At 75.1% G+C, this 25,556-nt stretch carries 22 protein-coding genes and 1 riboswitch; of the genes, 11 read left to right on the top strand and 11 right to left on the bottom strand.

The window, feature by feature from the left end; genetic code table 11:
• Positions 1-32: 32 nt before the first annotated feature.
• A complete protein-coding gene (locus ATJ88_RS04735) occupies positions 33-416 on the top strand; it encodes a hypothetical protein (protein ID WP_098462830.1) in 384 nt (127 codons plus the stop codon).
• Positions 417-498: 82 nt separating this feature from the next.
• Here ATJ88_RS04735 and ATJ88_RS04730 read toward each other — a convergent pair whose 3' ends face one another.
• Genes ATJ88_RS04730 through ATJ88_RS04715 form a run of 4 tightly spaced genes read right to left on the bottom strand, consistent with a single transcriptional unit; the run spans position 499 to position 3,298 of the window.
• Positions 499-846 (bottom strand): HepT-like ribonuclease domain-containing protein, encoded by a 348-nt coding sequence (locus tag ATJ88_RS04730; protein WP_098462829.1) that lies wholly within the window; start codon positions 844-846, stop codon positions 499-501.
• The gene (locus ATJ88_RS04725; protein WP_098462828.1) at positions 843-1,280 is read right to left on the bottom strand and encodes a helix-turn-helix domain-containing protein; all 438 of its coding nucleotides are present in this window, start codon (positions 1,278-1,280) and stop codon (positions 843-845) included. The genes ATJ88_RS04730 and ATJ88_RS04725 overlap by 4 nt, the downstream gene beginning before the upstream one ends.
• Before the next feature lie 42 nt (positions 1,281-1,322).
• The gene (locus ATJ88_RS04720; protein ID WP_098462827.1) at positions 1,323-2,012 is read right to left on the bottom strand and encodes a response regulator; all 690 of its coding nucleotides are present in this window, start codon (positions 2,010-2,012) and stop codon (positions 1,323-1,325) included.
• Complete coding sequence (locus ATJ88_RS04715) at positions 2,009-3,298, bottom strand: ATP-binding protein (RefSeq protein ID WP_098462826.1); 1,290 nt, start codon at positions 3,296-3,298, stop codon at positions 2,009-2,011. The genes ATJ88_RS04720 and ATJ88_RS04715 overlap by 4 nt, the downstream gene beginning before the upstream one ends.
• A gap of 126 nt (positions 3,299-3,424) precedes the next feature.
• On the opposite strand from ATJ88_RS04715, the gene ATJ88_RS04710 reads away from it, so the two are divergent.
• On the top strand, positions 3,425-4,984 hold the full coding sequence (locus tag ATJ88_RS04710; protein ID WP_170023517.1) for a PspC domain-containing protein: 1,560 nt from the start codon (positions 3,425-3,427) through the stop codon (positions 4,982-4,984).
• Positions 4,981-5,748, top strand: coding sequence for a hypothetical protein (locus ATJ88_RS04705; RefSeq protein WP_098462824.1), 768 nt, complete (start codon positions 4,981-4,983; stop codon positions 5,746-5,748). The genes ATJ88_RS04710 and ATJ88_RS04705 overlap by 4 nt, the downstream gene beginning before the upstream one ends.
• An 84-nt stretch (positions 5,749-5,832) precedes the next feature.
• Here ATJ88_RS04705 and ATJ88_RS19105 read toward each other — a convergent pair whose 3' ends face one another.
• The 3 genes from ATJ88_RS19105 to thiE form a co-directional block, all read right to left on the bottom strand.
• Positions 5,833-6,540 (bottom strand): hypothetical protein, encoded by a 708-nt coding sequence (locus tag ATJ88_RS19105; RefSeq protein WP_342744836.1) that lies wholly within the window; start codon positions 6,538-6,540, stop codon positions 5,833-5,835.
• Positions 6,541-6,736: 196 nt separating this feature from the next.
• On the bottom strand, positions 6,737-8,335 hold the full coding sequence (guaA, locus tag ATJ88_RS04695) for a glutamine-hydrolyzing GMP synthase (RefSeq protein ID WP_098462823.1): 1,599 nt from the start codon (positions 8,333-8,335) through the stop codon (positions 6,737-6,739).
• A gap of 125 nt (positions 8,336-8,460) precedes the next feature.
• Positions 8,461-9,108 (bottom strand): thiamine phosphate synthase, encoded by a 648-nt coding sequence (thiE, locus tag ATJ88_RS04690; RefSeq protein ID WP_098462822.1) that lies wholly within the window; start codon positions 9,106-9,108, stop codon positions 8,461-8,463.
• A gap of 101 nt (positions 9,109-9,209) precedes the next feature.
• A riboswitch (TPP riboswitch) is annotated at positions 9,210-9,314 on the top strand.
• On the opposite strand from thiE, the gene thiO reads away from it, so the two are divergent.
• From thiO to ATJ88_RS04675, 3 genes are all read left to right on the top strand, one after another.
• Positions 9,305-10,537 (top strand): glycine oxidase ThiO, encoded by a 1,233-nt coding sequence (thiO, locus tag ATJ88_RS04685; protein WP_098462821.1) that lies wholly within the window; start codon positions 9,305-9,307, stop codon positions 10,535-10,537. Its footprint overlaps the riboswitch before it by 10 nt.
• On the top strand, positions 10,534-10,776 hold the full coding sequence (gene thiS / locus ATJ88_RS04680; RefSeq protein WP_098462820.1) for a sulfur carrier protein ThiS: 243 nt from the start codon (positions 10,534-10,536) through the stop codon (positions 10,774-10,776). The genes thiO and thiS overlap by 4 nt, the downstream gene beginning before the upstream one ends.
• 10 nt (positions 10,777-10,786) lie before the next feature.
• Entirely contained in the window at positions 10,787-11,608 is an 822-nt protein-coding gene (locus tag ATJ88_RS04675; protein ID WP_098462819.1) for a thiazole synthase, read from the top strand.
• Between the two features lie 69 nt (positions 11,609-11,677).
• Here ATJ88_RS04675 and ATJ88_RS04670 read toward each other — a convergent pair whose 3' ends face one another.
• Complete coding sequence (locus ATJ88_RS04670) at positions 11,678-12,997, bottom strand: ThiF family adenylyltransferase (protein WP_245852125.1); 1,320 nt, start codon at positions 12,995-12,997, stop codon at positions 11,678-11,680.
• Positions 12,994-13,404: a DUF3817 domain-containing protein gene (locus ATJ88_RS04665; RefSeq protein ID WP_098462818.1), complete on the bottom strand. Its 411-nt coding sequence runs from the start codon at positions 13,402-13,404 to the stop codon at positions 12,994-12,996. The genes ATJ88_RS04670 and ATJ88_RS04665 overlap by 4 nt, the downstream gene beginning before the upstream one ends.
• 65 nt (positions 13,405-13,469) lie before the next feature.
• Between ATJ88_RS04665 and ATJ88_RS04660 the strand changes: the two genes are divergently transcribed.
• Together ATJ88_RS04660 and ATJ88_RS04655 are read left to right on the top strand one after the other, a co-directional pair.
• The gene (locus tag ATJ88_RS04660; RefSeq protein ID WP_098462817.1) at positions 13,470-15,257 is read left to right on the top strand and encodes an ABC transporter ATP-binding protein; all 1,788 of its coding nucleotides are present in this window, start codon (positions 13,470-13,472) and stop codon (positions 15,255-15,257) included.
• Positions 15,254-17,026: an ABC transporter ATP-binding protein gene (locus ATJ88_RS04655; protein WP_098462816.1), complete on the top strand. Its 1,773-nt coding sequence runs from the start codon at positions 15,254-15,256 to the stop codon at positions 17,024-17,026. The genes ATJ88_RS04660 and ATJ88_RS04655 overlap by 4 nt, the downstream gene beginning before the upstream one ends.
• Positions 17,027-17,062: 36 nt before the next feature.
• On the opposite strand, the gene ATJ88_RS04650 is transcribed toward ATJ88_RS04655, so the two are convergent.
• Together ATJ88_RS04650 and ATJ88_RS04645 are read right to left on the bottom strand one after the other, a co-directional pair.
• Positions 17,063-18,079: a type IV toxin-antitoxin system AbiEi family antitoxin domain-containing protein gene (locus ATJ88_RS04650; RefSeq protein WP_098462815.1), complete on the bottom strand. Its 1,017-nt coding sequence runs from the start codon at positions 18,077-18,079 to the stop codon at positions 17,063-17,065.
• A 129-nt stretch (positions 18,080-18,208) separates the two neighbouring features.
• Complete coding sequence (locus tag ATJ88_RS04645) at positions 18,209-19,111, bottom strand: SURF1 family protein (protein ID WP_245852123.1); 903 nt, start codon at positions 19,109-19,111, stop codon at positions 18,209-18,211.
• Between the two features lie 386 nt (positions 19,112-19,497).
• Between ATJ88_RS04645 and ATJ88_RS04640 the strand changes: the two genes are divergently transcribed.
• The 3 genes from ATJ88_RS04640 (at position 19,498) to ATJ88_RS04630 (ending at position 25,514) form a co-directional block, all read left to right on the top strand.
• Positions 19,498-21,990: a phosphoketolase family protein gene (locus ATJ88_RS04640; RefSeq protein ID WP_098465119.1), complete on the top strand. Its 2,493-nt coding sequence runs from the start codon at positions 19,498-19,500 to the stop codon at positions 21,988-21,990.
• A 102-nt stretch (positions 21,991-22,092) separates the two neighbouring features.
• Positions 22,093-24,246 carry a phosphate acetyltransferase gene (pta, locus tag ATJ88_RS04635; protein WP_098462813.1) on the top strand — a complete coding sequence of 718 codons (2,154 nt, stop codon included), beginning with the start codon at positions 22,093-22,095 and terminating at the stop codon, positions 24,244-24,246.
• Positions 24,243-25,514 carry an acetate/propionate family kinase gene (locus tag ATJ88_RS04630; protein WP_098462812.1) on the top strand — a complete coding sequence of 424 codons (1,272 nt, stop codon included), beginning with the start codon at positions 24,243-24,245 and terminating at the stop codon, positions 25,512-25,514. The genes pta and ATJ88_RS04630 overlap by 4 nt, the downstream gene beginning before the upstream one ends.
• Positions 25,515-25,556: the final 42 nt, after the last annotated feature.

Below are 25,556 nucleotides of genomic sequence, written 5' to 3'. Positions count from 1 at the left end.
CGACACCGGAGTCGACCGACGCGCTCGCCCGTGTGCTCGCCGCCGCCAGGGACGGCGGGCTCGACGTCGGTCGGGCGGTGGTCCTCAGCGAGCTCGTCGCCGAGCCCGTGGAGACGCCGACGATCCGCACGGCCCGTGGCTTCTACGCCCTGCAAGCCGTCGCCGGGGTCGTCGTCGCGGAGGAGGTCGTCCGGCTCGCGGCACCCACGCCACGGTTCGCGGGCGGCCCGCCCTTCGTCCTCCAGGCCGACCCCGCCGAACCCGGGCCCGACGTCCTGCGGCGTCTGCTCGACGCGACCCGGCTACCGGGGTTCCCGGAGGGAGAGCGCGACGTCCGCCTGGACGGGACCCTCGCGCTCTCCTTCACCGGGGAGCGCGACGGCGTGACCACGGATAGGCAGACCGTCCTTCGATGATCCCGCGGCGTGGACCTGACGGCACTGCATGTCACCTGCTCACGGACGGCATCCGGGACGCGGCGGACCGACAGGCGCGCGATCAGGCGGAACCGTCGAGCAGCCTCCGCACCCGCTCGGCGACGGTGGGCACGTTGTGCTCGAGGATCGACCAGACGAGGGCGGGGTCCACGATGTCGTACCCGTGGGCGACGAGGTTGCGTGCGTCCTTGAGGCGCCGCAGCTCCAGGCCGGGGTGAGCCCCGACGAACCTGTCGTCGTCCCGGTCGATCCGCGCGACCGTCTCGCCCAGACGGATGAGGAGGTCCTCGGCCGCGTAGCGCAGCATCTCGTCGGCGTCGTAGGCGGGCCGGCCCCGGTCGACGAGGCGGGCGGCCGCGGCGGCGTGCTCGACGAGGTCGTGGAGCAGCCGTTCGGTGCGTGGCGTCACAGCGGGACGGCCTCGTCGAGGAGCTGCTGGTGCTTCTCCTTCAGCCCGCCGTCACTGACCACGTCGACGTGGACGCCGAGGAGCTCGGAGAGCTCGCGGGCCGTGGAGACGAACGTCCAGGCCGCCTCGGGCGGCACGGTCACGAGGAGGTCGAGGTCGCTCGCCGGGGTGTCGTCGCCACGCGCCACCGACCCGTAGACCCGGGGGTTGAGCCCACCGTTGCGCTCGATGATCCGGGCGACCTCGTCCCGGTGGGCTTGCAGCCGGTCCGAGGGGCGCACCATCGCCCTGCGGATCCGCGCGATCATCGCGGGCGAGGCCGACCGCTTCCCGGACTCGTAGGCGGACAGGTTCGACGGCGCGATGCCGGCGAGCTCGGCCAGGCGAGCCTGGGTCAGGCCCGCTTCCTCACGCTCCACCCGCAGATCGACCATGCCTCGACGTTATCACTGATAACAGTTCCTCCGGCAGGGCGGTCAGAGGAGTCGGCGCGCTGCGGCCCACCGGGTGAGCTCGTTGCGGTTGGAGAGCTGGAGCTTGCGCAGCACGGCGGACACGTGGGTCTCGACGGTCTTGACGGAGATGAACAGGTCCCCGGCGACCTCGCGGTACGTGTACCCGCGGGCGATGAGGCGCATGACCTCCTGCTCCCGCTTGGACAGGCGGTCGAGCTCGTCGTCGGCGACGGCGACGTCACCCGCGGCCGTGCCGAACGCGTCGAGGACGAACCCGGCCAGTCGCGGCGAGAACACGGCGTCGCCGCCCGCGACCCGCACCACCGCGCCCGACAGGTCGGACGCCGAGATGTTCTTCGTGACGTAGCCGCGCGCCCCGGCCCGGATGACGTCCACCACGTCCTCCGCGGCGTCGGACACCGACAGGGCGAGGAACCGGGTGGTGCCGGTGAGGTCCGCGCAGCGCCGCACGACCTCGGCGCCACCGCCGCCGCTGCCGCCGGGCAGGTGGACGTCGAGCAGCACGACCGGCGGCGTGTGCTCGTGCACGACGGCGACGGCCTCGTCGACGTCCGCGGCCTCCCCGACCACGACGACGCGGGCGTCGAGGCTGGCGCGCACGCCGGTGCGGAACATGTGGTGGTCGTCCACGAGGACGACGGGCACGGGGGCGCCGGTCGTGACGGGGCCGGTCGGACGGGGGTCGGTCATGGTCGGGTCCCTTCGGTGGGCGCCGGCGTGGGCGACTCGGCGCTGGACGTGCTGCGGGCGGTGCGCGGCATCCGCAGTCGCACCTCGGTGCCCCACCCGGGGCGGGAGACGACCTCGGCGGTGCCGCCGCGACGGTGCACGCGGCCCAGGATCGACTCTCGCACCCCGAACCGGTCGGGCGCGACGTCGTCCATGGCGAACCCGTCACCGCGGTCCCGGACGAACACCTCCGCGGCGGCGTCGGTGACCTCCAGGTAGACGGTCACGGGAGCGGCGCCGTGCACGACCGCGTTCACGAGGGCCTCCCGGGTGGCCTGGAGCAGCGCGGTGGTCGCCTCCGTGGGCGGGCAGTCCCCCACCACCACCGTCTCGAACTCGGTGGCGCGGCCGTCCTCCACCTCCCCCACGAGGGTGCGCAGCTCGGCGGCGAGCGAGGTCCCGGCGGGCGGCCGGTCGTCGTACAGCCACTCCCGCAGCTCACGCTCCTGGGCGCGCGCCATGCGGGCCACCTCCTCGGCGTCGTCGGCGCGCGCCCGGATGAGGGACAGGGTCTGGAGCACGGAGTCGTGCAGGTGCGCGGCGATGTCGGCGCGCTCCGCCTCGCGGGCGCGGGCCGCGCGCTCGTCGCCGAGCTCGCGCACCAGCCGCAACCACCACGGGGCCAGCACGAGCGCGACCCCGATGAGCACCGCGAGCGACGCCAGGGTGACCGTCAGCAGCTCGCGCCCCGGCGTGCCCTGCGCGAACAGCAGCAGGACGCCCGCCGTGACGATGACGAGGCCGCCGACGAGCCGCAGCAGCACGCCGGTGCGGGAGGCCGGTGCCTCGCGCGCCCGCTGCACGGCGTCGAGCTGGCTCCACGCCAGCGCCGCGCCCCCCGCGACCACCGCCAGGGGCAGCCACGTGGTGGGCAGGTCCCACCCGGCGCGCACCGCCAGCAGGAGCGCCGCCCCCACCAGCAGCACCGCCCCCACCACGACGTCCCGCGTGGACAGCCCGGACCCGGACGTCGCGTCCCGGCGCAGCCGCGGCGCCAGCCGGGACACCGCAGGGGGCCGCACCTGCGCGGCCGCGTCGTGCGGGTCCCCGGCGGGGACCGTCAGCCACCAGAACACGTACAGCACGGCGCCGGCTCCCCCGAGGAGGGTCAGCAGCGCGAGCACGACCCGCACCTGCCAGGCGGCCACCCCCAGGTGCACGGCCAGCCCCGCGCAGACGCCGCCGACCAGGCGGCCGTCACGAGGACGGCGCCACGGCAGGCGGGCGGGACGGTCGGTGCTGGTCACGCTCCGATCGTGTCACGCCCCGAGGCCCCACGGTGCGGTCCTGAGGGTGTCACCCCCGGCGAATCAGGGACGGTTTCAGGGCATCACCCCATGCCGCGCCCGCGCGCCCGGCGACATGATGCTGACATGACCACGAACGAGACCTCCGACCCCGGCGTCCCGCCCGGGGCGGGGCAGAACCCGCCACGGCGCCCCGCCGGCGCCCAGTTCTTCGACTCCGTGCGACGCATGGGCGTCGCCCGCTCCGACGACCGGTGGATCGGCGGCGTCGCCGCCGGGGTCGGCGAGCGCTACGGGCTCGACCCGCTGCTCGTGCGTGGCCTGCTCGTGCTCAGCGCGTTCCTCGGCGGCCTCGGCCTGGTGCTGTACGCCGTGGCGTGGCTGCTCCTGCCGGAGCGGTCCGACGGCCGCATCCACCTGGAGGAGACGTTCCGCGGCACGTTCGACGTCGCCGTCGTCGGGGCCGGCATCATGCTGGTCGTCGGCCTCACCTGGAGCGGCAGCTGGCCCTGGTGGGGCGGCCCGGCCGAGTGGGTCGTCGGGCTGCTGTGGATCGCGTTCTGGGTCGCCGTCGTGTGGCTCGTCGTCAGGCTGGTCCGCTCGCGGCGACGCGACGCCGGACCTCGCCCGCAGGACTGGTCACCGACCGGCCCGCCGCCTGCCGCCTGGACCCCCGGCGCCACGCCGTCGGCCGCCCCCGGGACGGCGGACCTCCAGGACCCTCCCGTGGCCTCGGCTGACGCGCCGTCGGGTCGCACGACCCACGCGGCCGAGGCGTTCACCCCTGCGCCCCGCGCGCACTACGTGGCCGAGCCGTCGGCGCCCGCGGCCCCCGCCCCCGGGTGGGCCGGCGACCAGCAGGCCCGGCCCCGGCACCACCGGGACCGCGGCACCCAGCCGTGGGACGCCGGCACCGTCCCGCCGGCGCCTCCCGCCGCACCCCTGCCGCCCGTCGGTCCGCCGCCCCCGCCCCGCCCCCGCACGCCGCGGGCCGGTGCCGCGAGCGTGGGCGTCGTCGTCGGCCTGTCCCTGCTGCTCGGCGCGGGGATGCTCGCCGCCACCGTCGTCCTCGGTGTCACCGCCCCGGCGTGGGCGCTGTGGCTCGGCGGCACGCTCGTGCTGCTGGGCGGTGGCCTCGTCGTCGCGGGCCTGCGCGGCCGACGCGGCGGCGGGCTGACCGCGCTGGCAGTCCTCGGCCTGATCGCCGCGGCCGTGACGTGGCCCTTCACCGCCACGCACGACCGCTGGGACTGGGACGACTGGTCCTGGGTCGACGGCCCGCAGGTCGCCACCTCGTCGGGCACCGTCCTCGGGCAGGGCGAGCTGACGCCCCGCACGGTCGAGGACGCCGCCGGCGGCTACCGCATCCAGTTCGGCGACGCCACGCTCGACCTCACCGAGCTCGACCTGGCCGGTGTCGAGCCGGGGTCGCCGGTGGTCGTGCCCGTCGAGATGACGGGCGGACGCGCCGTCGTCCAGATCCCCGACGGCGTCGCCGTCGAGGCCGTCGTCGACCTCAACGCGGGCCACTTCGCGTGGGACGTCGACAACCAGTACCTGTCCGTCAACGGTTTCACCGGCGGGCCCGCCACCTACCGCACCGTCGAAGCGTCCGACGGAGGCGTCGTGCTGCTGCTCGACGTCGACGCCCGCGCCGGAGAGCTCGTCATCGAGGAGATCCAGTGAGCACCGACCCGACCCGCGACCTGCCCGAGCACCCGGACGCCGACCCGGCGTCCACCGCGCCGGAGACCGTCGACGCGGACCTCACCCCCACCGCTGACGCGTCCACCGGGAGCCCGGCCGGCACGTCCGCCGGCGCGGCGCACGACGGCGACACGGCGACGAGCGAGGAGACCGTGCCCCTCGACGGCTCGGCGCCGGTCGACGAGGCCGGGGAGCCCGACGAGGAGCCAGCATCGGCCCCGGAGCCGCCGCCGTCCACGCAGCTCCTGGAGGCCGTCGCCCCCGACGCCGGACCGGGCGACACCCAGGTCCTGCCCGCCGACGCCGCGCCGGCACCCGGGGACACGCAGGTCCTCGGCGCGGGCGACGAGGCGGCGGGTGACACCCGGACGCTGTCCGTGGAGCCGGAGCCGGAGCGGTGGAACCCGCCGCGGCCGGTCTCCGCCGACGCCGGCACGCCTGCCGCGGACGCGTTCACCGGCTACGCCGGCGGTGCCCCGGCGACACCTGCGACACCTGCCGCGACGACCCCGGTCGCGACGGCGACGGCACCGCTGGTGAGCACGGGCCCGCGGACCAGCACCGTCGTGTGGGGCCTGGTCGTAGCGGTGGTCGGGCTGGGCCTGGTCGCGCAGGCGGCGGGCGCCGCCATCGACGTCCAGCTCGCGACGATCCTGCTGCTCGCCGTCGCGGGCGTGCTGCTGGTCGTCGGGTCGCTGGTGGGGGCGGCCCGCCGGCGGCGCCGCCGCCCCACCGCCGACTGACCGGCACGCCCCGGCCGGATGCCCGGCGCGCGCGAACGGCCTGGACGTCACCACGGTGGCGTCCAGGCCGTTCGCGCGCGGGGCTCAGGTGCGGTCGGTGCCGTCCTCGCGACGGTTCGGGTCCACCGGCTCGGTCTGCTCGACCGGGGGCGTCGTCCCCGGTGCGGTCGGGCGCGTGCCGGCGTCCGTGGTGGACTCGTCGCCGGTGACCGCCGAGTGCCGCGGCGGGGCGCCGGGGGCGGCGGGCGGAGCGGCGGCAGCGGCGGGGGCGGCGGCAGGCGCGGCCGGGGCCACCGGGGCTGCGGCGGGCTGCGACATGGAGCCGCTGGAGGCGTACGTCGGCGACTCGACGGACACCTCCGACCCGCCGGCGAGCCGCCGTAGCGCGACGCCGATGAGGATGAACATCAGGCCCAGCCCGATGACGAGGGCGCACACGCCGAACGCGACGACCGACGTGAACAGCGACGCCCGCAGGAACGACGCGTTCATGACGGTGGCGCGGGTCGGGTCCTCCTGGTCCAGCTCGGCGTAGGTCATGCCGCCCGAGGCCTCGAGCGCGTGCTTGTTGATCACCTCGGCCTGGGCGAACGCGGAGAACGGCCCGTCCACCTCGTCGCCCGCGAGGAAGCTCGCGTCCTCGGAGACGGTGATCTGCTCGTCGGCGAGCGTCTGCGACACCACGACCCACACGACGGCACCCGCCACGATGAGGACGATGCCGACGATGACGGAGAACAGCCCGATCCCCCGGGCACCCTTCGGAGGACGGACAGTGACGGTGCTCGACATGGCTCATACCTCTCGTCGCTGGTGAAGAAACTGTGAGGTGCTTCACTCAGCAAGGTAGCCCGTGACGGTCGATTCCGCGCTGCGAACAGGGGCTACGTCCGCAGGGTCCCGGGACGACGCACGCCCGGCCGGGTGGACCCGGCCGGGCGTGCGTGGGCGGCTCCGCAGGGCGCCGCGGTGCTCGGGGAGCGGGAGGTCACTCCCACTCGATGGTGCCCGGCGGCTTGCTCGTCACGTCGAGCACGACCCGGTTGACCTCGCTGACCTCGTTGGTGATGCGGGTCGAGATGACCGACAGCACGTCGTAGGGCAGGCGCGTCCAGTCGGCCGTCATGGCGTCCTCGGACGACACGGGGCGCAGCACGATCGGGTGACCGTAGGTGCGGCCGTCGCCCTGGACGCCGACGGAGCGGACGTCCGCGAGCAGCACGACGGGGCACTGCCAGATCTCGCCGTCGAGGCCGGCCTTCGTCAGCTCCTCGCGGGCGATGGCGTCGGCCTGGCGCAGGATGTCGAGCCGCTCGGCCGTCACCTCGCCGACGATGCGGATGCCGAGGCCCGGGCCGGGGAACGGCTGGCGGGCGACGATCTCCTCGGGGACGCCGAGCTCACGCCCCACCGCGCGGACCTCGTCCTTGAACAGGGTGCGCAGCGGCTCGACGAGCTCGAACTGGAGGTCGTCGGGCAGGCCGCCCACGTTGTGGTGGCTCTTGATGTTGGCCGCGCCCTCGCCGCCGCCGGACTCGACGACGTCCGGGTACAGGGTGCCCTGGACGAGGAACTTGACCTCCTCGCCGTGCGCGCCGGCGTCGGCGACGATGTCGCGCTGGGCGTCCTCGAACACGCGGATGAACTCGCGGCCGATGATCTTGCGCTTCGTCTCCGGGTCGGAGTGCCCGGCGAGGGCGGCGAGGAACCGCTCCTTCTCGTCGCGGATGACGAGGTTGACACCGGTGGAGGCGACGAAGTCGCGCTCGATCTGCTCGACCTCGCCCGCCCGCATGAGGCCGTGGTCGACGTGCACGCAGGTCAGCTGCGAGCCGACGGCGCGCTGGACGAGCGCGGCCGCGACGGCCGAGTCGACGCCGCCGGACAGCGCGCAGATGACGCGGGAGTCGCCCACCTGGGCGCGGATCGCGGCCACCTGGTCGGCGATGACGTTGCCGGGCGTCCAGTCGGGCGCCAGGCCGGCGCCCTCGTAGAGGAAGTGCTCCAGCACGGCCTGGCCGTGCGCCGAGTGCTTGACCTCCGGGTGCCACTGCACGCCGTAGAGGCGGCGGGAACCGTCCTCGAACGCGGCGACGGGCGAGCCGGGCGAGGTGGCGAGCACCTCGAAGCCCGCGGGCGCCTCGTGCACGGCGTCGCCGTGGCTCATCCACGTGGTCTGGTGCTCGGGGGTGCCGGCCAGCAGCACGCCGGCGGAGCACACCTCGACCTCGGTGCCGCCGTACTCGCGGGCACCGGTCTGGGCGACCGTGCCGCCGAGCGCCGCCGCCATCGCCTGGAACCCGTAGCAGATGCCGAGGACGGGCACGCCCGCCTCGAACAGCGCCGGGTCGACGAACGGCGCGCCCGTGGCGTACACCGACGACGGCCCTCCGGACAGGATGATCGCGGCCGGGTCCTTGGCCAGCATCTGCTCCGTCGTGAACGTGTGCGGCACGATCTCGGAGTAGACCTTGGCCTCGCGCACGCGGCGGGCGATGAGCTGGGCGTACTGGGCGCCGAAGTCGACGACGAGAACAGGCCGGGGCGTGATCGGGTCGCTGTCGGGGGTGGTGGCGGGAGACGTCACCGGACCAGGATAGTCGCCCGCGCGCACGCCTCCGGCCGGTCCCGGCGTCGGTTCGGTCATACCCGCGGGCCCGCCGGTCGGGCCGCCCGTGGCGCGACGGCGGCGGTCGGGGCGCCGGGGCGACGTCAGCCGGCGAGGCGGTCGCGCAGCTCGCGCGCCGCCCGCTCGGGATCCGCGGCCCGCGTGATCGCCCGCACCACCACGACGCGCGTCGCCCCGGCGTCGAGCACGGCGTCCAGGCGCTCGGCGTCGATCCCGCCGATCGCGAACCAGGGTGTCGCCGGGTCCGAGGCGGCGACGGCGCGCAGCAGGTCGAGCCCGACGGCGTCCCGGCCCGGCTTGGTCGGGGTGGCCCACAGCGGCCCCACGCAGAAGTAGTCGACGCCCGGGTCGGCGTCCGCGGCGGCGGCCTGCGCGGCCGAGTGCGTGGACCGGCCCAGCACGGGGTCCGGGCCGAGCAGCGTGCGCACGGCGTACGTCGGCAGGTCCCCCTGCCCCATGTGGACCACGGGGGCGCCGGTCAGCCCGGCGACGTCGGCCCGGTCGTTGACCGCCCACAGCGCGCCGTGCTCCGCCGCGACCCGGGCGACGACCTCCTGCAGCTCCAGCTCGCGGGCCACGTCCAACGACTTGTCGCGCAGCTGCACCACGTCCACCCCGCCGGCGAGCACGGCGTGCAGGAAGTCCTCGAGGTCGCCGCGCTCCTCACGGGCGTCCGTGCACAGGTAGAGGCGGGCGGCGGCCAGGCGGGTGCGGGCGTCGACGGCGGTCACGAGCCGCGAGCCTAGCGTCGTCCGCGGCGCGGGCCACCGGCCGCCGCCCCGGCACCGTCGACGTCCGCCCACGTCACCGGGCCCGACGCGGGCCGGTAGGGTGGGCCGAGCACGGGAGCCCTGCGCAGGGCTGAGAGGGCGCGTGGGCGCCGACCGTCGAACCTGATCTGGGTCATGCCAGCGAAGGGAGCACCTCATGCAACGCGACCTCGTCGTGGTCGGGGGCGGGATCATCGGTCTCGCCGCGGCCTGGCGCGCCCTCGAGGCGGGGCTCGCCGTCACGGTCCTCGACCCCGTCCCGGGCGACGGCGCCACCCACGCGGCCGCCGGGATGCTCGCCCCCGCCACCGAGGCGGAGTTCGCCGAGAGCGCCGCGCTGCACCTGCACCTCGCCGGGGCGTCGCACTGGCTGCGGTTCGCCGCCGACCTCGAGGCCTCCACCGGCATCGGCGTCGGGCTGCGGGAGTCCGGCACCCTCACCCTGGCGTACGACGCGGCCGACGCCGCCCTGCTGCGCCGCGTCGTCGACCTGCACGCCCGTCACCAGGTCACCTCGCACGAGCTCACCGTGGCCGAGGCCCGTCGCCACGAGCCCCTGCTCGGGCAGCGCCTCGCCGCCGCCGCATGGGTGCCCGGCGACCACGCCGTCGACCCGCGGGCCACGCACCGGGCGCTGTGCGCCGCCGTCGAGCAGCACCCTGCCGGCGAGCTCGTGCACCGCTCCGCCGTGCACCTCGAGCAGGAGCCCGGCGGACGTGTCGTCGGCGTCGTCGACGACGCCGGGCACCGCCACCGCGCCGGCACCACCCTCGTCGCCGCGGGCTGGGCGTCCGCGCCCCTGCTCGCCGGGGTCCGCGGCGTCAGCCTGCCCGTGCGTCCCGTCAAGGGGCAGACCCTGCGGCTGCAGGCCGACCCCATGCTCGCCCCGACGCACGTCGTGCGGGGTCTCGTGCAGGGCCGCCCCGTGTACGTCGTGGCCCGCACCACCGCGTCCGACGGGCCGTGGACCGGGCACAGCGAGCTCGTCATCGGCGCCACCTCCCTGGAACGCCCCGACGACCGCCGCGCCGACGCCGGCGGCGTGTACGCGCTGCTGCGCGACGCCCGGGTGCTGCTGCCCTCGATCGACGAGGCCGCGCTGGTCGAGGTGACGCCCCGCGCCCGCCCCACCACGCCCGACCACCTGCCCGCCGTCGGCCCCACCGACGTCCCCGGCCTGCACCTCGCCACCGGCCACTACCGCAACGGCATCCTCATGGCGCCGCTGACCGCCGACGTCGTCGTCGCGGGCCTCACCGGCACCTGGTTCGACGTGGGTCGCACCGCCGCCGACCCCGCCGCGACCGTCGCCGCGCTGCGCGCCTGCGACCCCCGCCGCTTCACCCGCCAGGACACCGACCCCCGCACCCCCGACGGAGCCCGCCCATGACCGCCCCCGCCAGCACCAGCGCGCTCGTCAACGGCGCCCCGTTCGACCTCGAGGGCCACGACGCCGTCCCCGTCGCGGACGTCGTCGCGCGCCTGCTGCCCGGCCACGTGGTCGACGGCGTCCCGCGCGGCGTCGCCGTCGCCGTCGACGACGTCGTGGTGCCGCGCGGGGCGTGGGACCGCACGACGGTGCGCGCCGGGGACCGGGTCGAGATCGTCACCGCCGTCCAGGGCGGCTGAAGGAGGAACCATGAGCGAGACCGTCACCCCCACGACCGTGCAGGACCCGCTGGTCGTCGCCGGCACCGAGATCGGCTCCCGGCTCGTCATGGGCACGGGCGGCGCCGCGAACCTGCTCCTCCTGGAAGACGCGCTCGTCGCGTCCGGCACCGCCCTGACGACGGTCGCCCTGCGCCGCGTGGCCGCGGCCGCCACGCCCGAGGCCGCACGCGACGCCGGCATCTGGGGCCTGCTGGAGCGGCTCGGCATCCGCGCCCTGCCCAACACCGCCGGGTGCTTCTCCGTGCGCGAGGCCGTGCTCACCGCGCAGCTCGCCCGCGAGGCCTGCGGCACCGACTGGGTCAAGCTCGAGGTGATCGCCGACGACGTCACCCTGCTGCCCGACCCGCTCGGGCTGGTCGAGGCCGCGGACGCGCTCGTGCGCGACGGGTTCGTCGTCCTGCCGTACACGAACGACGACCCGATCCTCGCGCGGCGCCTGGAGGACGTCGGCTGCGCAGCCGTCATGCCTCTCGGCGCCCCCATCGGCTCCGGCCTCGGCATCCTCAACCCGCGCAACATCGAGGCCGTCACCCACGCCGCGCAGGTCCCCGTCATCCTCGACGCGGGCATCGGGACGGCGTCGGACGCGGCGCTCGCCATGGAGCTCGGCTGCGACGGCGTGCTGCTCGCCACCGCCGTGACCCGCGCCGAGGACCCCGTGCGCATGGCCCGGGCGATGCGGCTCGCCGTGGAGTCCGGGCGGCTCGCCGCCGGGGCCGGGCGCATCCCGCGCCGCGAGGGCGCGCTGGCCAGCTCGTCCCCCGAGGGCCGGCTCGACCTCGCGCTCTGACCGGCCGCCGTCGGGGCCACGGACCACCACACGCCGGGCTCGCGGCCAGCGGGGAGCCCGGGGCGGGCGCTACCCGAGCGCCGGCAGGCCCCCGACGACGGACCGTGCGTCGATCCCGGCCTCGCGGGCCACGGCGGCGACGCGCGCCGAGCGGGCGCCCACCGCGCACACCAGCACCACGGGACGGTCGGTCGGCAGGTCCGCGAGCGCCGCCCGCGCGGCTGCGTCCGGTCCGGGCTCCCCCGCCCCGCCGACGCGGCCGAGGAACGTGCCGCTGGGCACGAGCCGCGCCCCGGCCAGGGGACGCACCTGCGCCTCCCACTCCTCGCGCACGTCCACGAGGACGGCGGGCGGGTCGGCGGCGAGCAGCGCGGCCGCCTCGGCGCCGCTGACCTGCGGGTCGCCGGCCGGCCCGGCCGTCGGTGCGGTGGTCGCTGCCGTGGTCGCGTCGGTGCTCGGGGCGGACGCGGAGGTCGGGGCCAGGCCGCAGAACGCGGCGTAGGCGTCGTCGCCGGGCAGCAGCGCGGTGACGGGCTCGCGGGTCGGGTCGGGCAGCACGGTGAGCTCGCGCCACTCGGGGCCGAGCGCGTCGTGGACGGCGAGGCGGCCGTGCAGGGTGCGGCCGACGCCTGTGACCAGCTTGACGGCCTCCACCGCCATCGCGGACCCGATGGTGCCGCACATCGCGCCCAGCACGCCCCCGGTCGCGCAGTCCGGCACCGTGCCGGGCGGCGGCGGGACGGGGAACACGTCGCGGTAGGTGACGCCGCGGCGCGTCTCGACGCGCGGCGCGCCGTCGTCGCCCGTCACGAGGTGGCGGGGCGCGCCCCAGAACACGGCGACCTGGCCGTCGAACCGGTCGATCGAGCCCCACACGACCGGCAGCCCGAGCACCTCCGCGGCGTCGGACACCAGATAGCGGGTCGGGAAGTTGTCGGCGCCGTCCAGGACGACGTCGTAGCCGCGCAGCACGTCGAGCACGTTGTCGGGGGTGAGCCGCACCGGGTGCTCGACCACGGTGACGTGCGGGTTGACCTCCGCGACCGTCGCCCGCGCCGAGGCGACCTTCGCCCGGCCGACGTCCGACTCGCCGTGCGCGACCTGCCGCTGCAGGTTCGTCACGTCGACGACGTCGTCGTCCACGATCCCGAGCGTGCCGACGCCCGCCGCGGCCAGGTAGAGCAGCGCGGGACTGCCGAGCCCGCCCGCGCCCACCACGAGCACCCGCGCCGCCGCCAGGCGACGCTGCCCCTGCACGCCCAGGCCCGGCAGCGCCAGGTGGCGGGCGTACCGCGCGACCTCGGCGTCCGACAGCCCCGGCGCCGGGGCGACGAGCGGCGCCAGCCGGTCGGTGCCGCGCACGCCCTCGTCGGCGCGGAGCGAGGTCACGCGCCGTACCGCTCGGCCAGCGCCGCCAGCTTCACGTCGGCCTCGGCGTGGATCTTCTTCTCCAGCACGAACGACATCACCGGGACGACGCCCGCGAACACCATGGCCGTGAGCCGCCCGTACCCCCAGCGCATCTTCGCCCACAGGTCCAGCACGGTGATGAGGTACAGCACGTAGATCCACCCGTGCGCGAACGGGATCCACGCCAGGTACACCATGACGCCGTCGACGTCCGTCAGGGCGCCGACGCCGTACTTGATGAGCATCTCCACGCAGAACACCAGGAGCGTCACACCCGTGATCAACGCCATCACGCGGTAGCGGGACAGCGAACCACGGGCCTTGCGGATCGCGGTCGCCGCCTGCTCGCTGGTCACGGTCGGGGCGGAGGGCTGCTCGGTGCTCACGCCTCCAGGATAGGCGGCGAAAATGCGGTGATCGGTGTCGGCTGCGCCACCTAGGCTTGACGCCCGTGCGCCCCCTCCCCCTGCCCGACCCCGGCACCCCGCCCCTGACGTCCGCCCCCCGCCTGCTGCTGTGGCAGGCGGGCCGCCAGCGCGGCGTCGTCGCGCTCGCGGCCCTCGCGGGCACCGTGTCGATGCTGGCGTCCGCCGCGTCGCCGCTGCTCCTGGGGCGCGCCGTCGACGCCGGTCTCGCGGCCGGGTTCGGGCCCGAGCTCCTCGTGCAGGTCGCGTGGATGGGTGTCGCCGCCGCGACGATCGTCGTGTCCGGGGTCTTCTCGCACACCTGGGACGTGGAGAGCTGGCTGCGCGCCACCTTCGCCTTCACCGAGCTCGTCGGGGACAAGGCGACGCGCGCCGGGCACGCCGTCACGCGCAAGCTCCCCACCGGGGAGGTCGTCGCGGCCGTCGCGAACGACGCGCTGCGCGTCGGTGACGTGTTCGCGATGTCGGGACGCTTCCTGGGCGGCGTCGTCGCGTACGCCGTCGCCACCGGGGTGCTGCTCTCCCAGGACGTCCGCCTCGGGCTCGTCGTCGCCCTCGGCATCCCTGTGGTCGCCGCCGCCCTCGCCCTGCTCGTCCGCCCGCTCCAGGCCCGCCAGCAGGCCGCCCGCGAGGCCACCGGGCGCCTCACCGCCCTCGGGGCCGACACCGTCTCCGGGCTGCGCATCCTGCGCGGCATCGGCGGCGAGGACGTGTTCGCCGCCCGCTACGCCGCCCAGTCCCAGGAGGTGCGCCGCCGCGGCGTGCGCGTCGCCACCGTGCAGTCCGTCCTCGACGGCCTGCAGGTCCTCCTGCCCGGCCTCCTCGTCGCCCTCGTGCTGTGGATCGGCGCGCGCGCCGTCGTCACCGGCGACCTCACCCCCGGCGAGCTCGTCACCTTCTACGGGTACGCCGCGTTCCTGTCGTGGCCCGTGCAGATGGCCACCCAGATGCTCCAGATGACCACCAACGCGCTCGTCGCCGCCCGCAAGATCCTCGGCGTCCTGCAGGTCACCGAGGCCACCCCGCAGGCCGCCACGCCCGCCGCCGCGCCGCCGGGCGGCGCCGACCTCGCCGACCGCACCAGCGGGCTCGTGCTCCGGCCCGGCCGCGTCGTCGGGCTCGTCTGCGCCGACCCCGACGTCTCCGCGGCGCTCGCCACCCGCCTCGGCCGGCTGGACGACGACGTCGAGGCGGACCACCACGTCACCCTCGGCGACGTCCGCCTCGCCGACCTCGACAAGTCCGTCCTGCGCGAGCGCGTCGTCGTCGCCGAGGCCACCCCCCACCTGTTCTCCGGAGTCCTCGCAGACACCCTCGACGCCCGCGGCCGCGCCGCCCGCGACGAGCTCCTGGCCGCCCTGCTGACCGCCGACGCGCAGGACGTCCTCGACTCCGTGCCCGGCGGCCTCGACGGGGAGCTCCCCGAGAAGGGCCGGTCGCTGTCCGGCGGCCAGCGGCAGCGCGTCGCGCTCGCCCGCGCCCTGCTCACCGACGCCGAGGTCCTCGTCCTCGTCGAGCCGACCAGCGCCGTCGACGCCCACACCGAGGCCCGCATCGCCGAACGGGTCGCCCAGGCACGCCGGGGCCGCACCACCCTCGTCGTGACCGCCAGCCCCCTCGTGCTCGACCACGTGGACGAGGTCGCACTGCTGTCCGACGACGGGCGCGTCGTGGCCACCGCCACCCACGCCGACCTGCTCGCCCGCACCGACACCGCCGCGGTCGCCTACCGCGCCGTCGTCGGCCGCTCCCTCGACGAGCCCGCCGCCGAGCCCGCCGACGACACCGACACCCTGGAAGGAGCCGCCCGATGAGCGCCACCCCGCCGTCGGCCGCACCGGCCGACCCGCGCCGGCTGCCCGTCGCCGACACCACCGAGGTGCGGCGCACCGTCGCCCGGCTCTTCCGCCGCCACCGCGGCAGCCTCGGCGGCATCGCCGTCCTGCACACCCTCGCCGCGCTCGCCGGCCTCACCGGACCCTTCCTGCTGGGCCGGTTCATCGACGAGGCCACCACCGGCACCACCCTGGACCGCGTGAACACGCTCGCCGTCGTGCTCGTGTGCGCCGTCGTCACCCAGGCCGTCGTCACCCGCTACGCCCAGCGCCTCTCCATGGTGTTCGGCGAGCGCGTCTTCGCCGAGCTCCGCGAGGAGTTCCTGACCACCGCCACCAGGCTGCCCCTGTCCACCGTGGAGAAGGCCGGCACCGGCGACCTCGTCGCCCGCACCACCAACGACGTCAACAAGCTCGCGCACGCCGTCCGGTTCGGCGTCCCCCGCGTGCTCGTGTGCGTCGTCACCCTGAGCCTCACCCTCGTCGCGTCGTTCGTCGCCGACCCGCTCGTCGCCGTCGCGATGCTCGTCGGCGTGCCCGTCATCGTCCTCACCCTGCGCTGGTACCTGCGGCGCGCCACCCCCGGCTACCTGCGCGTGTCCGCCGCGTTCGCGACCGTCAACGGCACCATCACCGAGACCGTCGAGGGCGCCCGCACCACCGAGGCGCTGTGGCTCGGCACCCGGCTGCGCCGTCGGCTGCGCGGCGACCTCGCCGAGACGTTCGACGCCGAGTCCCACACCCTGCGGCTGCGCCAGCGGCTCATCCCCGGCATCGACACCGCCGTCGCCGTCGCCCCCATCGCCGTCGTCCTGTGGGGCGCCTGGCTCGTCTCCCAGGACCTCACCACCGTCGGCACGGTCGCGACGCTCGCCATGTACGCCCACCAGATGGGCGGCCCCGTGTTCGACCTCGTGTTCTGGCTCGACGAGCTCCAGGTCGCCGTCGTCGCCCTCGCCCGCGTCGTCGGCGTCGGACTCGTCGCCCCCGACCGGCAGGCCACCGGCGCCGTCCCCACCGCCGAGGACGTCCGCGCCGACGCCGTCCGCTACGCCTACACCCCCGGCCGGGACGTCCTGCACGGCATCGACCTGGACCTGCGCCCCGGCGAACGCCTCGCCGTCGTCGGACCCTCCGGTGCCGGCAAGTCCACCCTCGGCCGCATGCTCGCCGGCATCCACCCACCCACCGGCGGCACCGTCACCGTCGGCGGCGTGCCGCTGGTCGACCTGCCGCTGGAGGACCTGCGCGGGCACGTCGCCCTCGTCACCCAGGAGCACCACGTCTTCGTCGGGACCCTGGCTGAGAACCTGCGCCTCGCCGACACCACCGCCGACGACGACGCCCTCTGGGGCGCCCTCGGCGCCGTCGACGCCCGCGGCTGGGCAGCCGCCCTCCCCGACGGCCTCGCCACCGAGGTCGGCTCCGGCGGGCACCCCCTCACCCCTGCCCAGGCCCAGCAGGTCGCCCTCGCCCGGCTCGTCCTGCTCGACCCCCACACCCTCGTCCTCGACGAGGCCACCTCCCTGCTCGACCCCCGCGCCGCCCGGCACCTCGAGCAGTCCCTCAACGCCGTCCTGTCCGGCCGCACCGTCGTCGCCATCGCCCACCGGCTGCACACCGCCCACGACGCCGACCGCGTGGCCGTCGTCGACGGTGGCCGCATCACCGAGATCGGCCCCCACGACGAGCTCGTCGCCGCCGGCGGGGACTACGCCCGGCTCTGGCACTCGTGGCAGGCCGACTGACCCCCTGCTCCGCAACGTCCGTGCTGGGTCGGTACCTCAAACCTTCGGTTGAGGTACCAACCCAGCACGCTCGATGCAGTAGGCGAGGCCGGGAGCCACCGGCCGAGGACGCCAGCGGGCCTGCGCCAGCACCGCCGACACCTCCCGGGCGGCGGTGCCGTCCCTGGCCTCCGTCCCGGTGAACCGGCGGATCATCGTGACCGGGGTGTCGATCCGGTTCTGCCGGCGACGGTCGTGCAGCAGCGCGTCCGGGGTGGAGTGGACGTCACGACCGTCGATCTCGACCAGCAGGACGACGCCGTCGGGCAGGATCCACGCCAGGTCGACCCGCGCCACGACCTGCCCGCCCCGGACGACGACGAGCTGGACCGCGTCGGGCGGCACGCCGGCGGCCGTGCAGGTGACCCGTGCCCACGACTCGGCGGGCGACTCCGACCTCGCGTCCGGCTCCGACCACCACGGTTCGCACCGCCGCGCGCCGCGCCTGCCCGTGGCCCGTGCTCGCGCGCCGGCGATGCCGGCCGGCGTGACGAGGCCCTGGTGCAGGGCGGAGTCCATCATCGCCACGGCGTCGGCGCGGCTGAGCGTCGGGATCGCGAGCGCGAGCGAGTCGACGACGGGTGCCACGAGGACCCCGTCGAGCCGTTCCGGCTCGGTCACGAGGATCCGGCGGACCCGCACCGGGCCGTCCGGCGCCCGGTGCGCGGCTCTCGGTGCCGCCACCTCCGGGACGAAGCGGACCGGTGAACCCTGGACTCCGTGGAGCACGAGGGCGCTCACGCCCACGGCCACCGTGCCCTCGTGACTGAGCGGACCCAGCAGTGCGGTGCGCCGTCGTCGGTGGGCGAAGCCGTCGGACGTGGAGGTCGGGACGACGAGGCCGGTGTCGTACACGCCGCGGGCCGGCCGTTCCCAGTCCTTGCGCTCGACGTGCCCCTGGACCCGTCGGCGGGACATGCCGGACTCCAGGCACTGCCGGATGGTGACGAGCCCTTCCTGACGGCGGGCGGCGCCGACGAGCGTGGGCGGAAGCGGGCCGACGGGTCTGGACACACGCCCATCCGAGCAGGTGGCGCCGGACCTTGGCGGCGTCATCCACAGCTTCGGCATCGTCCGTGCTGACTTGGTACCTCACACGGAGAGTTGAGGTACCAAGTCAGCACGGACGATGGCTGAAAGGGGTCAGGACGGCAGGCCCGCGATGCCGCGGCCGACGGGGTCGTCGGTGCGGTCGGCGCGACGACGGGTCTCGCGCCGCCCGCCGGCCATCTCGTCGCGGACGAGGCGGATCCACAGGGAGAACGCGAACAGCCCGAACACCCACCACTGCAGGGCGTAGAAGAAGTTCTGGAGGTTGACGTCCGAGCCGCCCTCCAGGACGGGGCGGGGCAGCGGCGCGGGACCGCCCTCGGCGGCGGCGGGCTGGGCGGGGTCGGACCCGGTGAGGACGACGTACCCGGTGTAGATGGGGCCGTCCCACACGTTGGCGAGGTGCGAGGAGGCGATGTCCTGGGTGAGGGGCGGCCCGCCGGGGTTGGCGGGGGCGTCGCCGGTGCGCAGGGTGGACTCGGACGCCTGGAGCCAGCCCTCGACGCGGACCTCGCCGTCGGGGACGTCGAGGGCGGCGGCGTCGGGGGTGGGCGACTCGACCCAGCCCCGCACGACGGGCAGCACGGGCGCGCCGGACAGTCCGGCCCAGGACGCGCCGCCGGTGCCGTCGTCGGTGACGCGCAGCGGGGTGAGCACGAGGTAGCCCTCGACGCCGTCGAGGGTGCGTCCGGCGACGAGCGTCTGCCCGTCGGGCTCCCACTCGCCCTCGACCCACGTCTGGCGGCCGACGAGCTCGCCGGGGAACGACGCCTGCGGGGCGACGAGCTCGCCGAGGGCGGCGGGTCCGGTGGCAGCGGCCTCGGCGGCCTCCTGCTGGGCGGCGAGGTTGGCGCGCTCGTAGGCGCGGTCGATCTGCCACACGCCGAGCCGTCCGCACACGAGGGCGGCGGCCAGCAGGAGCAGCAGGATCGCGAGCATGCGCGGCTGGAGGGCGACCGCCCAGAACGACCGTCGGGCGGGTGGGGCGTCAGGCACGGGACCACGGTAGCGGGGGTGGGGCCGGGCGCTGGAACCGCGTGGCCAACCTCACGCTCCTGGCACCGGCGCTGCCGGGCGAGCCGCGGGCCGGTGGAGGGCGGCACCGCCGGACGGGAGGGAGCGTCGTCGGGCACGGGCGACAGGAGGGCGTGCCGTCGGGCGGCGCGGCCGACGGGAGCGGAGGCCACCGGGAGGGGCGCCGGCGGGCCGGCGGGACACGGGGGCGACCGGCGTCGGGACGGTCGCCCGGAGCGCGGAGGGCGGAGGTGGACGGTGAGTCAGATCGACGTCACGCAGGACACGTGGGCCCAGATGCTGCGCCCGGACGGCCGGTGCGGTGGAATGAGAGCGATCGCAAGACCCCGCAGACCAGGGAGTGTGTGATGACCTCGAGCACCACGTCCACCGGTTCCGAGACCTGGCGCGCCACGGGCGTCGCCGACCTGTCGGATGCCGACGTCGAGCGCCTCGACCAGTGGTGGCGTGCCGCGAACTACCTGTCGATCGGGCAGATCTACCTGCTCGACAACCCGCTCCTGCGCGAGGAGCTCACCCGGGACCACGTCAAGCCCCGCCTGCTGGGCCACTGGGGCACGACGCCGGGCCTGAACTTCCTGTACGCGCACCTGAACCGCGCGATCAAGGAGCGCGACCTGTCGACGATCTACGTGGCGGGGCCGGGGCACGGCGGTCCGGGCCTGGTGGCGAACACCTACCTGGAGGGCACGTACTCGGAGATCTACTCGGACATCACCCAGGACGACGAGGGTCTGCGCCGGCTGTTCCGGCAGTTCTCGTTCCCGGGCGGCATCCCGAGCCACGTGGCGCCGGAGACGCCGGGCTCGATCCACGAGGGTGGTGAGCTGGGGTACGCGCTCAGCCACGCGTACGGCGCGGCGTTCGACAACCCGGACCTGCTGGTCGCGGCGGTGGTGGGTGACGGGGAGGCGGAGACGGGCCCGCTGGCGACGAGCTGGCACTCGAACAAGTTCGTCAACCCGCGCACGGACGGCGTGGTGCTGCCGATCCTGCACCTGAACGGCTACAAGATCGCGAACCCGACGGTGCTGAGCCGCATCAGCGACGACGAGCTGCGCGACCTCATGATCGGGTACGGGCACACGCCGTACTTCTTCGTCGGCGGGTTCGACGGGGAGGACCCGGTGGCCGTGCACCGCCGGTTCGCGAAGCTGCTCGACGAGGTGCTGGAGCACATCGCGCGGATCAAGGCGGACGCCGCGGCGGGGAACGACGCGCGTCCGGCGTGGCCGATGATCGTGTTCCGCACGCCGAAGGGCTGGACGTGCCCGCCGGAGATCGACGGTCACAAGACGGAGGACTCGTGGCGGGCGCACCAGGTGCCGCTGGCGAGCGCGCGGGACACCCCGGAGCACCTGGAGGTGCTGCGCGGCTGGCTGGAGTCGTACCGGCCGCACGAGCTGTTCGACGACGCGGGCGCCCTGCGCCCGGAGATCGCGGGGCTGGCGCCGGAGGGGGCGCTGCGGATGAGCGACAACCCGCACGCGAACGGCGGCCTGCTGCTCAAGGACCTGCGCCTGCCGGACTTCCGCGAGTACGGCGTGGACGTCCCGGCGCCGGGCGGGGCGGTCGCGGAGGCGACGCGCGTGCTGGGCCAGTGGCTGACCGACGTGGTGCGCCTCAACCCGGACAACTTCCGGATCTTCGGGCCGGACGAGACGGCGTCGAACCGTCTGCAGGCCGTCTACGAGGTGACGGACAAGCAGTGGAACGCGGAGTTCTACGGGCCGGACGTCGACGAGCACATGGCGCGTGCCGGGCGGGTCATGGAGATGCTCAGCGAGCACCAGTGCCAGGGCTGGCTGGAGGGCTACCTGCTGACGGGGCGCCACGGCCTGTTCACCAGCTACGAGGCGTTCATCCACATCGTCGACTCGATGTTCAACCAGCACGCGAAGTGGTTGAAGGTCACCAACCACATCCCGTGGCGCCGACCGGTCGCGAGCCTGAACTACCTGCTGTCGAGCCACGTGTGGCGGCAGGACCACAACGGGTTCAGCCACCAGGACCCGGGGTTCATCGACCACGTGGTGAACAAGAAGGCCGAGATCGTGCGGGTGTACCTGCCGCCGGACGCGAACACGCTGCTGTCCACGTACGAGCACTGCCTGCGCAGCCGCCAGTACGTGAACGTCGTGGTGGCGGGCAAGCAGCCGGCGCCGCAGTTCCTGTCGATGCCGGAGGCGGTGGCGCACTGCACGCGGGGCCTCGGCATCTGGGAGTGGGCGGGCACGGAGGTGCCGGGCGAGAGCCCGGACGTGGTGCTCGGCTGCGCCGGCGACGTGCCGACCCTGGAGGTGCTGGCCGCGGCGGACATCCTGCGTCGTGAGCTGCCGGACCTCAAGGTGCGGGTGGTCAACGTGGTGGACCTGATGCGCCTGCAGGACGAGCACGAGCACCCGCACGGCCTGTCGGACAAGGACTTCGACGGGCTGTTCACCCCGGACCGGCCGGTGATCTTCAACTACCACGGCTACCCGTGGCTGATCCACCGGCTCACGTACCGCCGCAACAACCACGCGAACATCCACGTGCGGGGTTACAAGGAGGAGGGCACCACGACGACGCCCTTCGACATGGCGATGCTGAACGACATCGACCGGTTCCACCTGGTGATCGACGTCATCGACCGGGTCCCGGAGCTGGGCTCGAAGGTCGCGGGCCTGCGCCAGCGGATGGTGGACGCCCGGCTGGCGGCCCGGCAGTACACCCGCGAGCACGGGGAGGACGTCCCCGAGGTGCGCGACTGGGTGTGGCCGGACGCCGGCGACACGGCGGCCGGCTCGGGCGGGCCGCAGTACGACGCCGCGGCGGCGACGGGCGGCGACAACGAGTGACGGACCGTTGACGCCGCGGGTGCCCGGCACCCGCGGCGTCAGCACCCTGGTGACGGTTCTCACCGCGGCGCGCTCCGCGGCGACGGGGCACGATGGGGTGCAATGGGAGGACCGACCCAGGGCGATCAGGACAGGTGGCCAGTGAGCACACGCAGCATCTACATCGCGTCCCCCGAGGGGGACACCGGCAAGTCGACCGTGGCGCTGGGCGTCCTGGAGCTGCTGGTCCGGCAGGTCCAGCGGGTGGGGGTGTTCCGTGCGGTCTCCCGCGTCCCGGAGCGTCCCTCGGCGGCGGGCGGTGAGGTGCGCGACCACGTCCTGGAGATGATGCTCGCGCACGACGGCGTCGACCTCACGTACGCGGAGACGGTCGGGGTCACCTACGAGGAGGTGCACGCCGACCCGGAGGCCGCGCTGGCCCGGATCGTGGACCGCTATCACGCGGTGGCCGCGAAGTGCGACGCGGTGGTGGTGCTGGGCACGGACTACACGGACGTGTCGGGCGCGACCGAGCTGGCGTTCAACGCCCGGGTCGCGGCCAACCTGGACTCCCCCGTGCTGCTGGTCGTCTCGGGTCGTGACCGCGACCTGGACGACGTCACGACGCTGGCGCGGCTCAGCCTGGCGGAGCTGCGGGCCAACCACGCGCAGCCGATCGCGGTGGTCGTGAACCGGGCCGAGGGCGCGGTGGGCGACGCGGACCGTGCGACGCGGGCCGCGATCTCGGGCGAGGACCTGCCGACGTGGGTCATCCCGGAGGAGCCGTTCCTCACGGCGCCGACGATCGCGCAGCTCGCCGAGGCGGTGGACGGCACGCTGCTGCTGGGCGACAAGGACCTCCTGGCCCGCGAGGCGCTCGACGTCATCGTCGGGGCGATGACGTTCGAGAACCTGCTGGGCCGGATCGCGGACGGCACGGTCGTCATCACCCCGGGCGACCGCACGGACGTCCTGCTGGGCATGCTGGCTGTGCAGGCGGCGCCGCGCTTCCCGTCGCTGGCGGGCGTGGTGCTCACCGGCGGCTACCGGCCGACGGGACGTTCGGGCCAGCTCGCCGCCGCGCTGCAGCCGAACGTCCCGATCATCCTCACGGCGAAGGACACGTACGAGGTGGCGCGTGCCGCGAGCCGCACGCGGGGCGCGATGACGGCGACGGCGCAGCGCAAGCACGACGTGGCGCGCGCGATGTTCGAGCAGCGGGTGGACGGCGACGAGCTCCTCGCGCGTCTCGCGGTGGAGCGCACGCCCGTGGTGACGCCCCTGATGTTCGAGCACGAGCTCGTGGAGCGGGCGCGCGCCGACCGCCGCACCGTGGTGCTGCCGGAGGGCGACGACGACCGCATCCTGCGCGCGGCGTCCACCGTGCTGGCCCGCGGCATCGCCGACCTGGTGATCCTGGGCGACGAGGCCGCGATCCGGTCCCGCGCGGCCGCGCTGGGCCTGGACATCTCCGCGGCGCGGGTGCTGTCCCCCACCGACGAGGAGCACGTCGAGAAGTTCGCCGCCGAGTACGCGCGGCTGCGCGCCCACAAGGGCATGACGGTGGAGCGGGCCCGGGAGATCGTCACCGACGTGTCGTACTTCGGCACGATGATGGTCCACCTCGGCCTCGCGGACGGCATGGTCTCGGGTGCCGCGCACACGACGGCCCACACCATCCGGCCGTCGTTCGAGATCATCAAGACGAGGCCCGGGGTGTCCGTGGTGTCGTCGGTGTTCCTCATGTGCCTGCCGGACCGGGTGCTCGCGTACGGCGACTGCGCCGTCAACCCCGACCCGACGGCGGAGCAGCTCGCGGACATCGCGGCGTCGTCGGCGCAGACCGCCGCCCAGTTCGGCGTGGAGCCCCGCGTCGCGATGCTGTCCTACTCGACGGGCACGTCCGGGTCGGGCGCCGACGTCGACAAGGTGCGCACCGCCACCGAGCTGGTCCGCGAGCGCCACCCGGAGCTCAGCGTGGAGGGCCCCATCCAGTACGACGCGGCGGTGGACGCGTCCGTCGCGGCGTCGAAGCTGCCGGACTCGTCGGTCGCGGGGCGGGCGAGCGTCTTCGTCTTCCCGGACCTCAACACGGGCAACAACACGTACAAGGCGGTGCAGCGGTCGGCCGGCGCCGTCGCGGTCGGGCCGGTGCTGCAGGGCCTCAACAAGCCGGTGAACGACCTGTCGCGCGGCGCGCTCGTCGCCGACATCGTCAACACCGTCGCCATCACCGCGATCCAGGCGCAGGGCGCCACGAACGGAGAGTCCGCATGAGCATCGTCCCGGAGTCGGAGCGGCCGAACCCGTACAGCGCGTACGGGGCGCACGGGTCGGTGCTCGTGCTGAACTCGGGGTCGTCGTCGCTGAAGTACCAGCTGGTGAACCCGGTGGGGGGCGAGGCGATCGCGGCGGGCACGGTGGAGCGGATCGGCGAGCCGTCCGGCATCGTCACGCACACGTTCGCGGGGAACAGGACCCGCCGGGAGCTGGAGGTGCCGGACCACGGGGCGGCGCTGCGCCTGGCGCTGGGCCTGTTCGACGAGCTGGGCCCGCGGCTGTCCGAGGCGGGGATCTACGCGGTCGGGCACCGGGTGGTGCACGGCGGGGCGGAGTTCTCCGGGCCGGTGGTCGTGGACGACGGCATCATCGACCGGATCGAGGCGCTGGTGCCGCTGGCGCCGCTGCACAACCCGGCGAACGTGCAGGGCATCCGGGTCGCGCGCGAGCTGCTGGGCGACGTGCCGCACGTGGCGGTGTTCGACACCGCGTTCTTCCAGGGGCTGCCGCCGGAGGCGTACACGTACGCCATCGACAAGGACGTGGCGCGCGAGCACGGGGTGCGCCGGTACGGGTTCCACGGCACGAGCCACCAGTACGTGGCGGGCAAGGTGGCCCGGGTGCTCGGCCGGCGCGTGCAGGACCTCAACACGATCGTGCTGCACCTGGGCAACGGCGCGTCCGCGTCGGCGGTCCGGGGCGGGGTGCCGATCGACACGTCGATGGGCCTGACGCCGCTGGAGGGCCTGGTCATGGGCACCCGGTCGGGCGACGTCGACCCCGCCGTGGTCTTCCACCTGGCGCGCAACGCCGGGATGGGCGTGGACGAGCTCGACACGCTGCTCAACAAGCGGTCGGGCGTGCTGGGGCTGTCGGGCGTCAACGACTTCCGCGAGCTGCACCGGCTCGTCGAGGCCGGCGACGCGGACGCGGCGCTCGCGTTCGACGTGTACATCCACCGGCTGCGCAAGTACGTGGGCGGGTACGCCGCGCTGCTGGGCCGGGTGGACGCCATCGCGTTCACGGCCGGCGTCGGGGAGAACGACGAGGTGGTCCGCGCCGCGGTGTGCGCCGACCTCGAGGGCTTCGGCATCGCCGTCGACGACGAGCGCAACGCGCGGCGCGGCGGGGAGCGGATCATCTCCCCCGACTGGGCGAAGACGCTCGTCATGGTGGTGCCCACCATGGAGGAGCTGGCGATCGCCCGGCAGTGCGTCGAGGCGGTCGACCGCCTCGAGCCGCCGCGGGCGGTCACCGCGGGCTGACCCGCCCGCGCCGCGCAACGGCCGACGGCCCGTCCGGGGATC

Source organism: Isoptericola jiangsuensis, assembly GCF_002563715.1.
In the GTDB taxonomy this organism is placed as follows: domain Bacteria; phylum Actinomycetota; class Actinomycetes; order Actinomycetales; family Cellulomonadaceae; genus Isoptericola; species Isoptericola jiangsuensis.
Note: the sequence above shows the minus strand (reverse complement) of the source record. Positions and strands in the feature narration are given on the sequence as shown.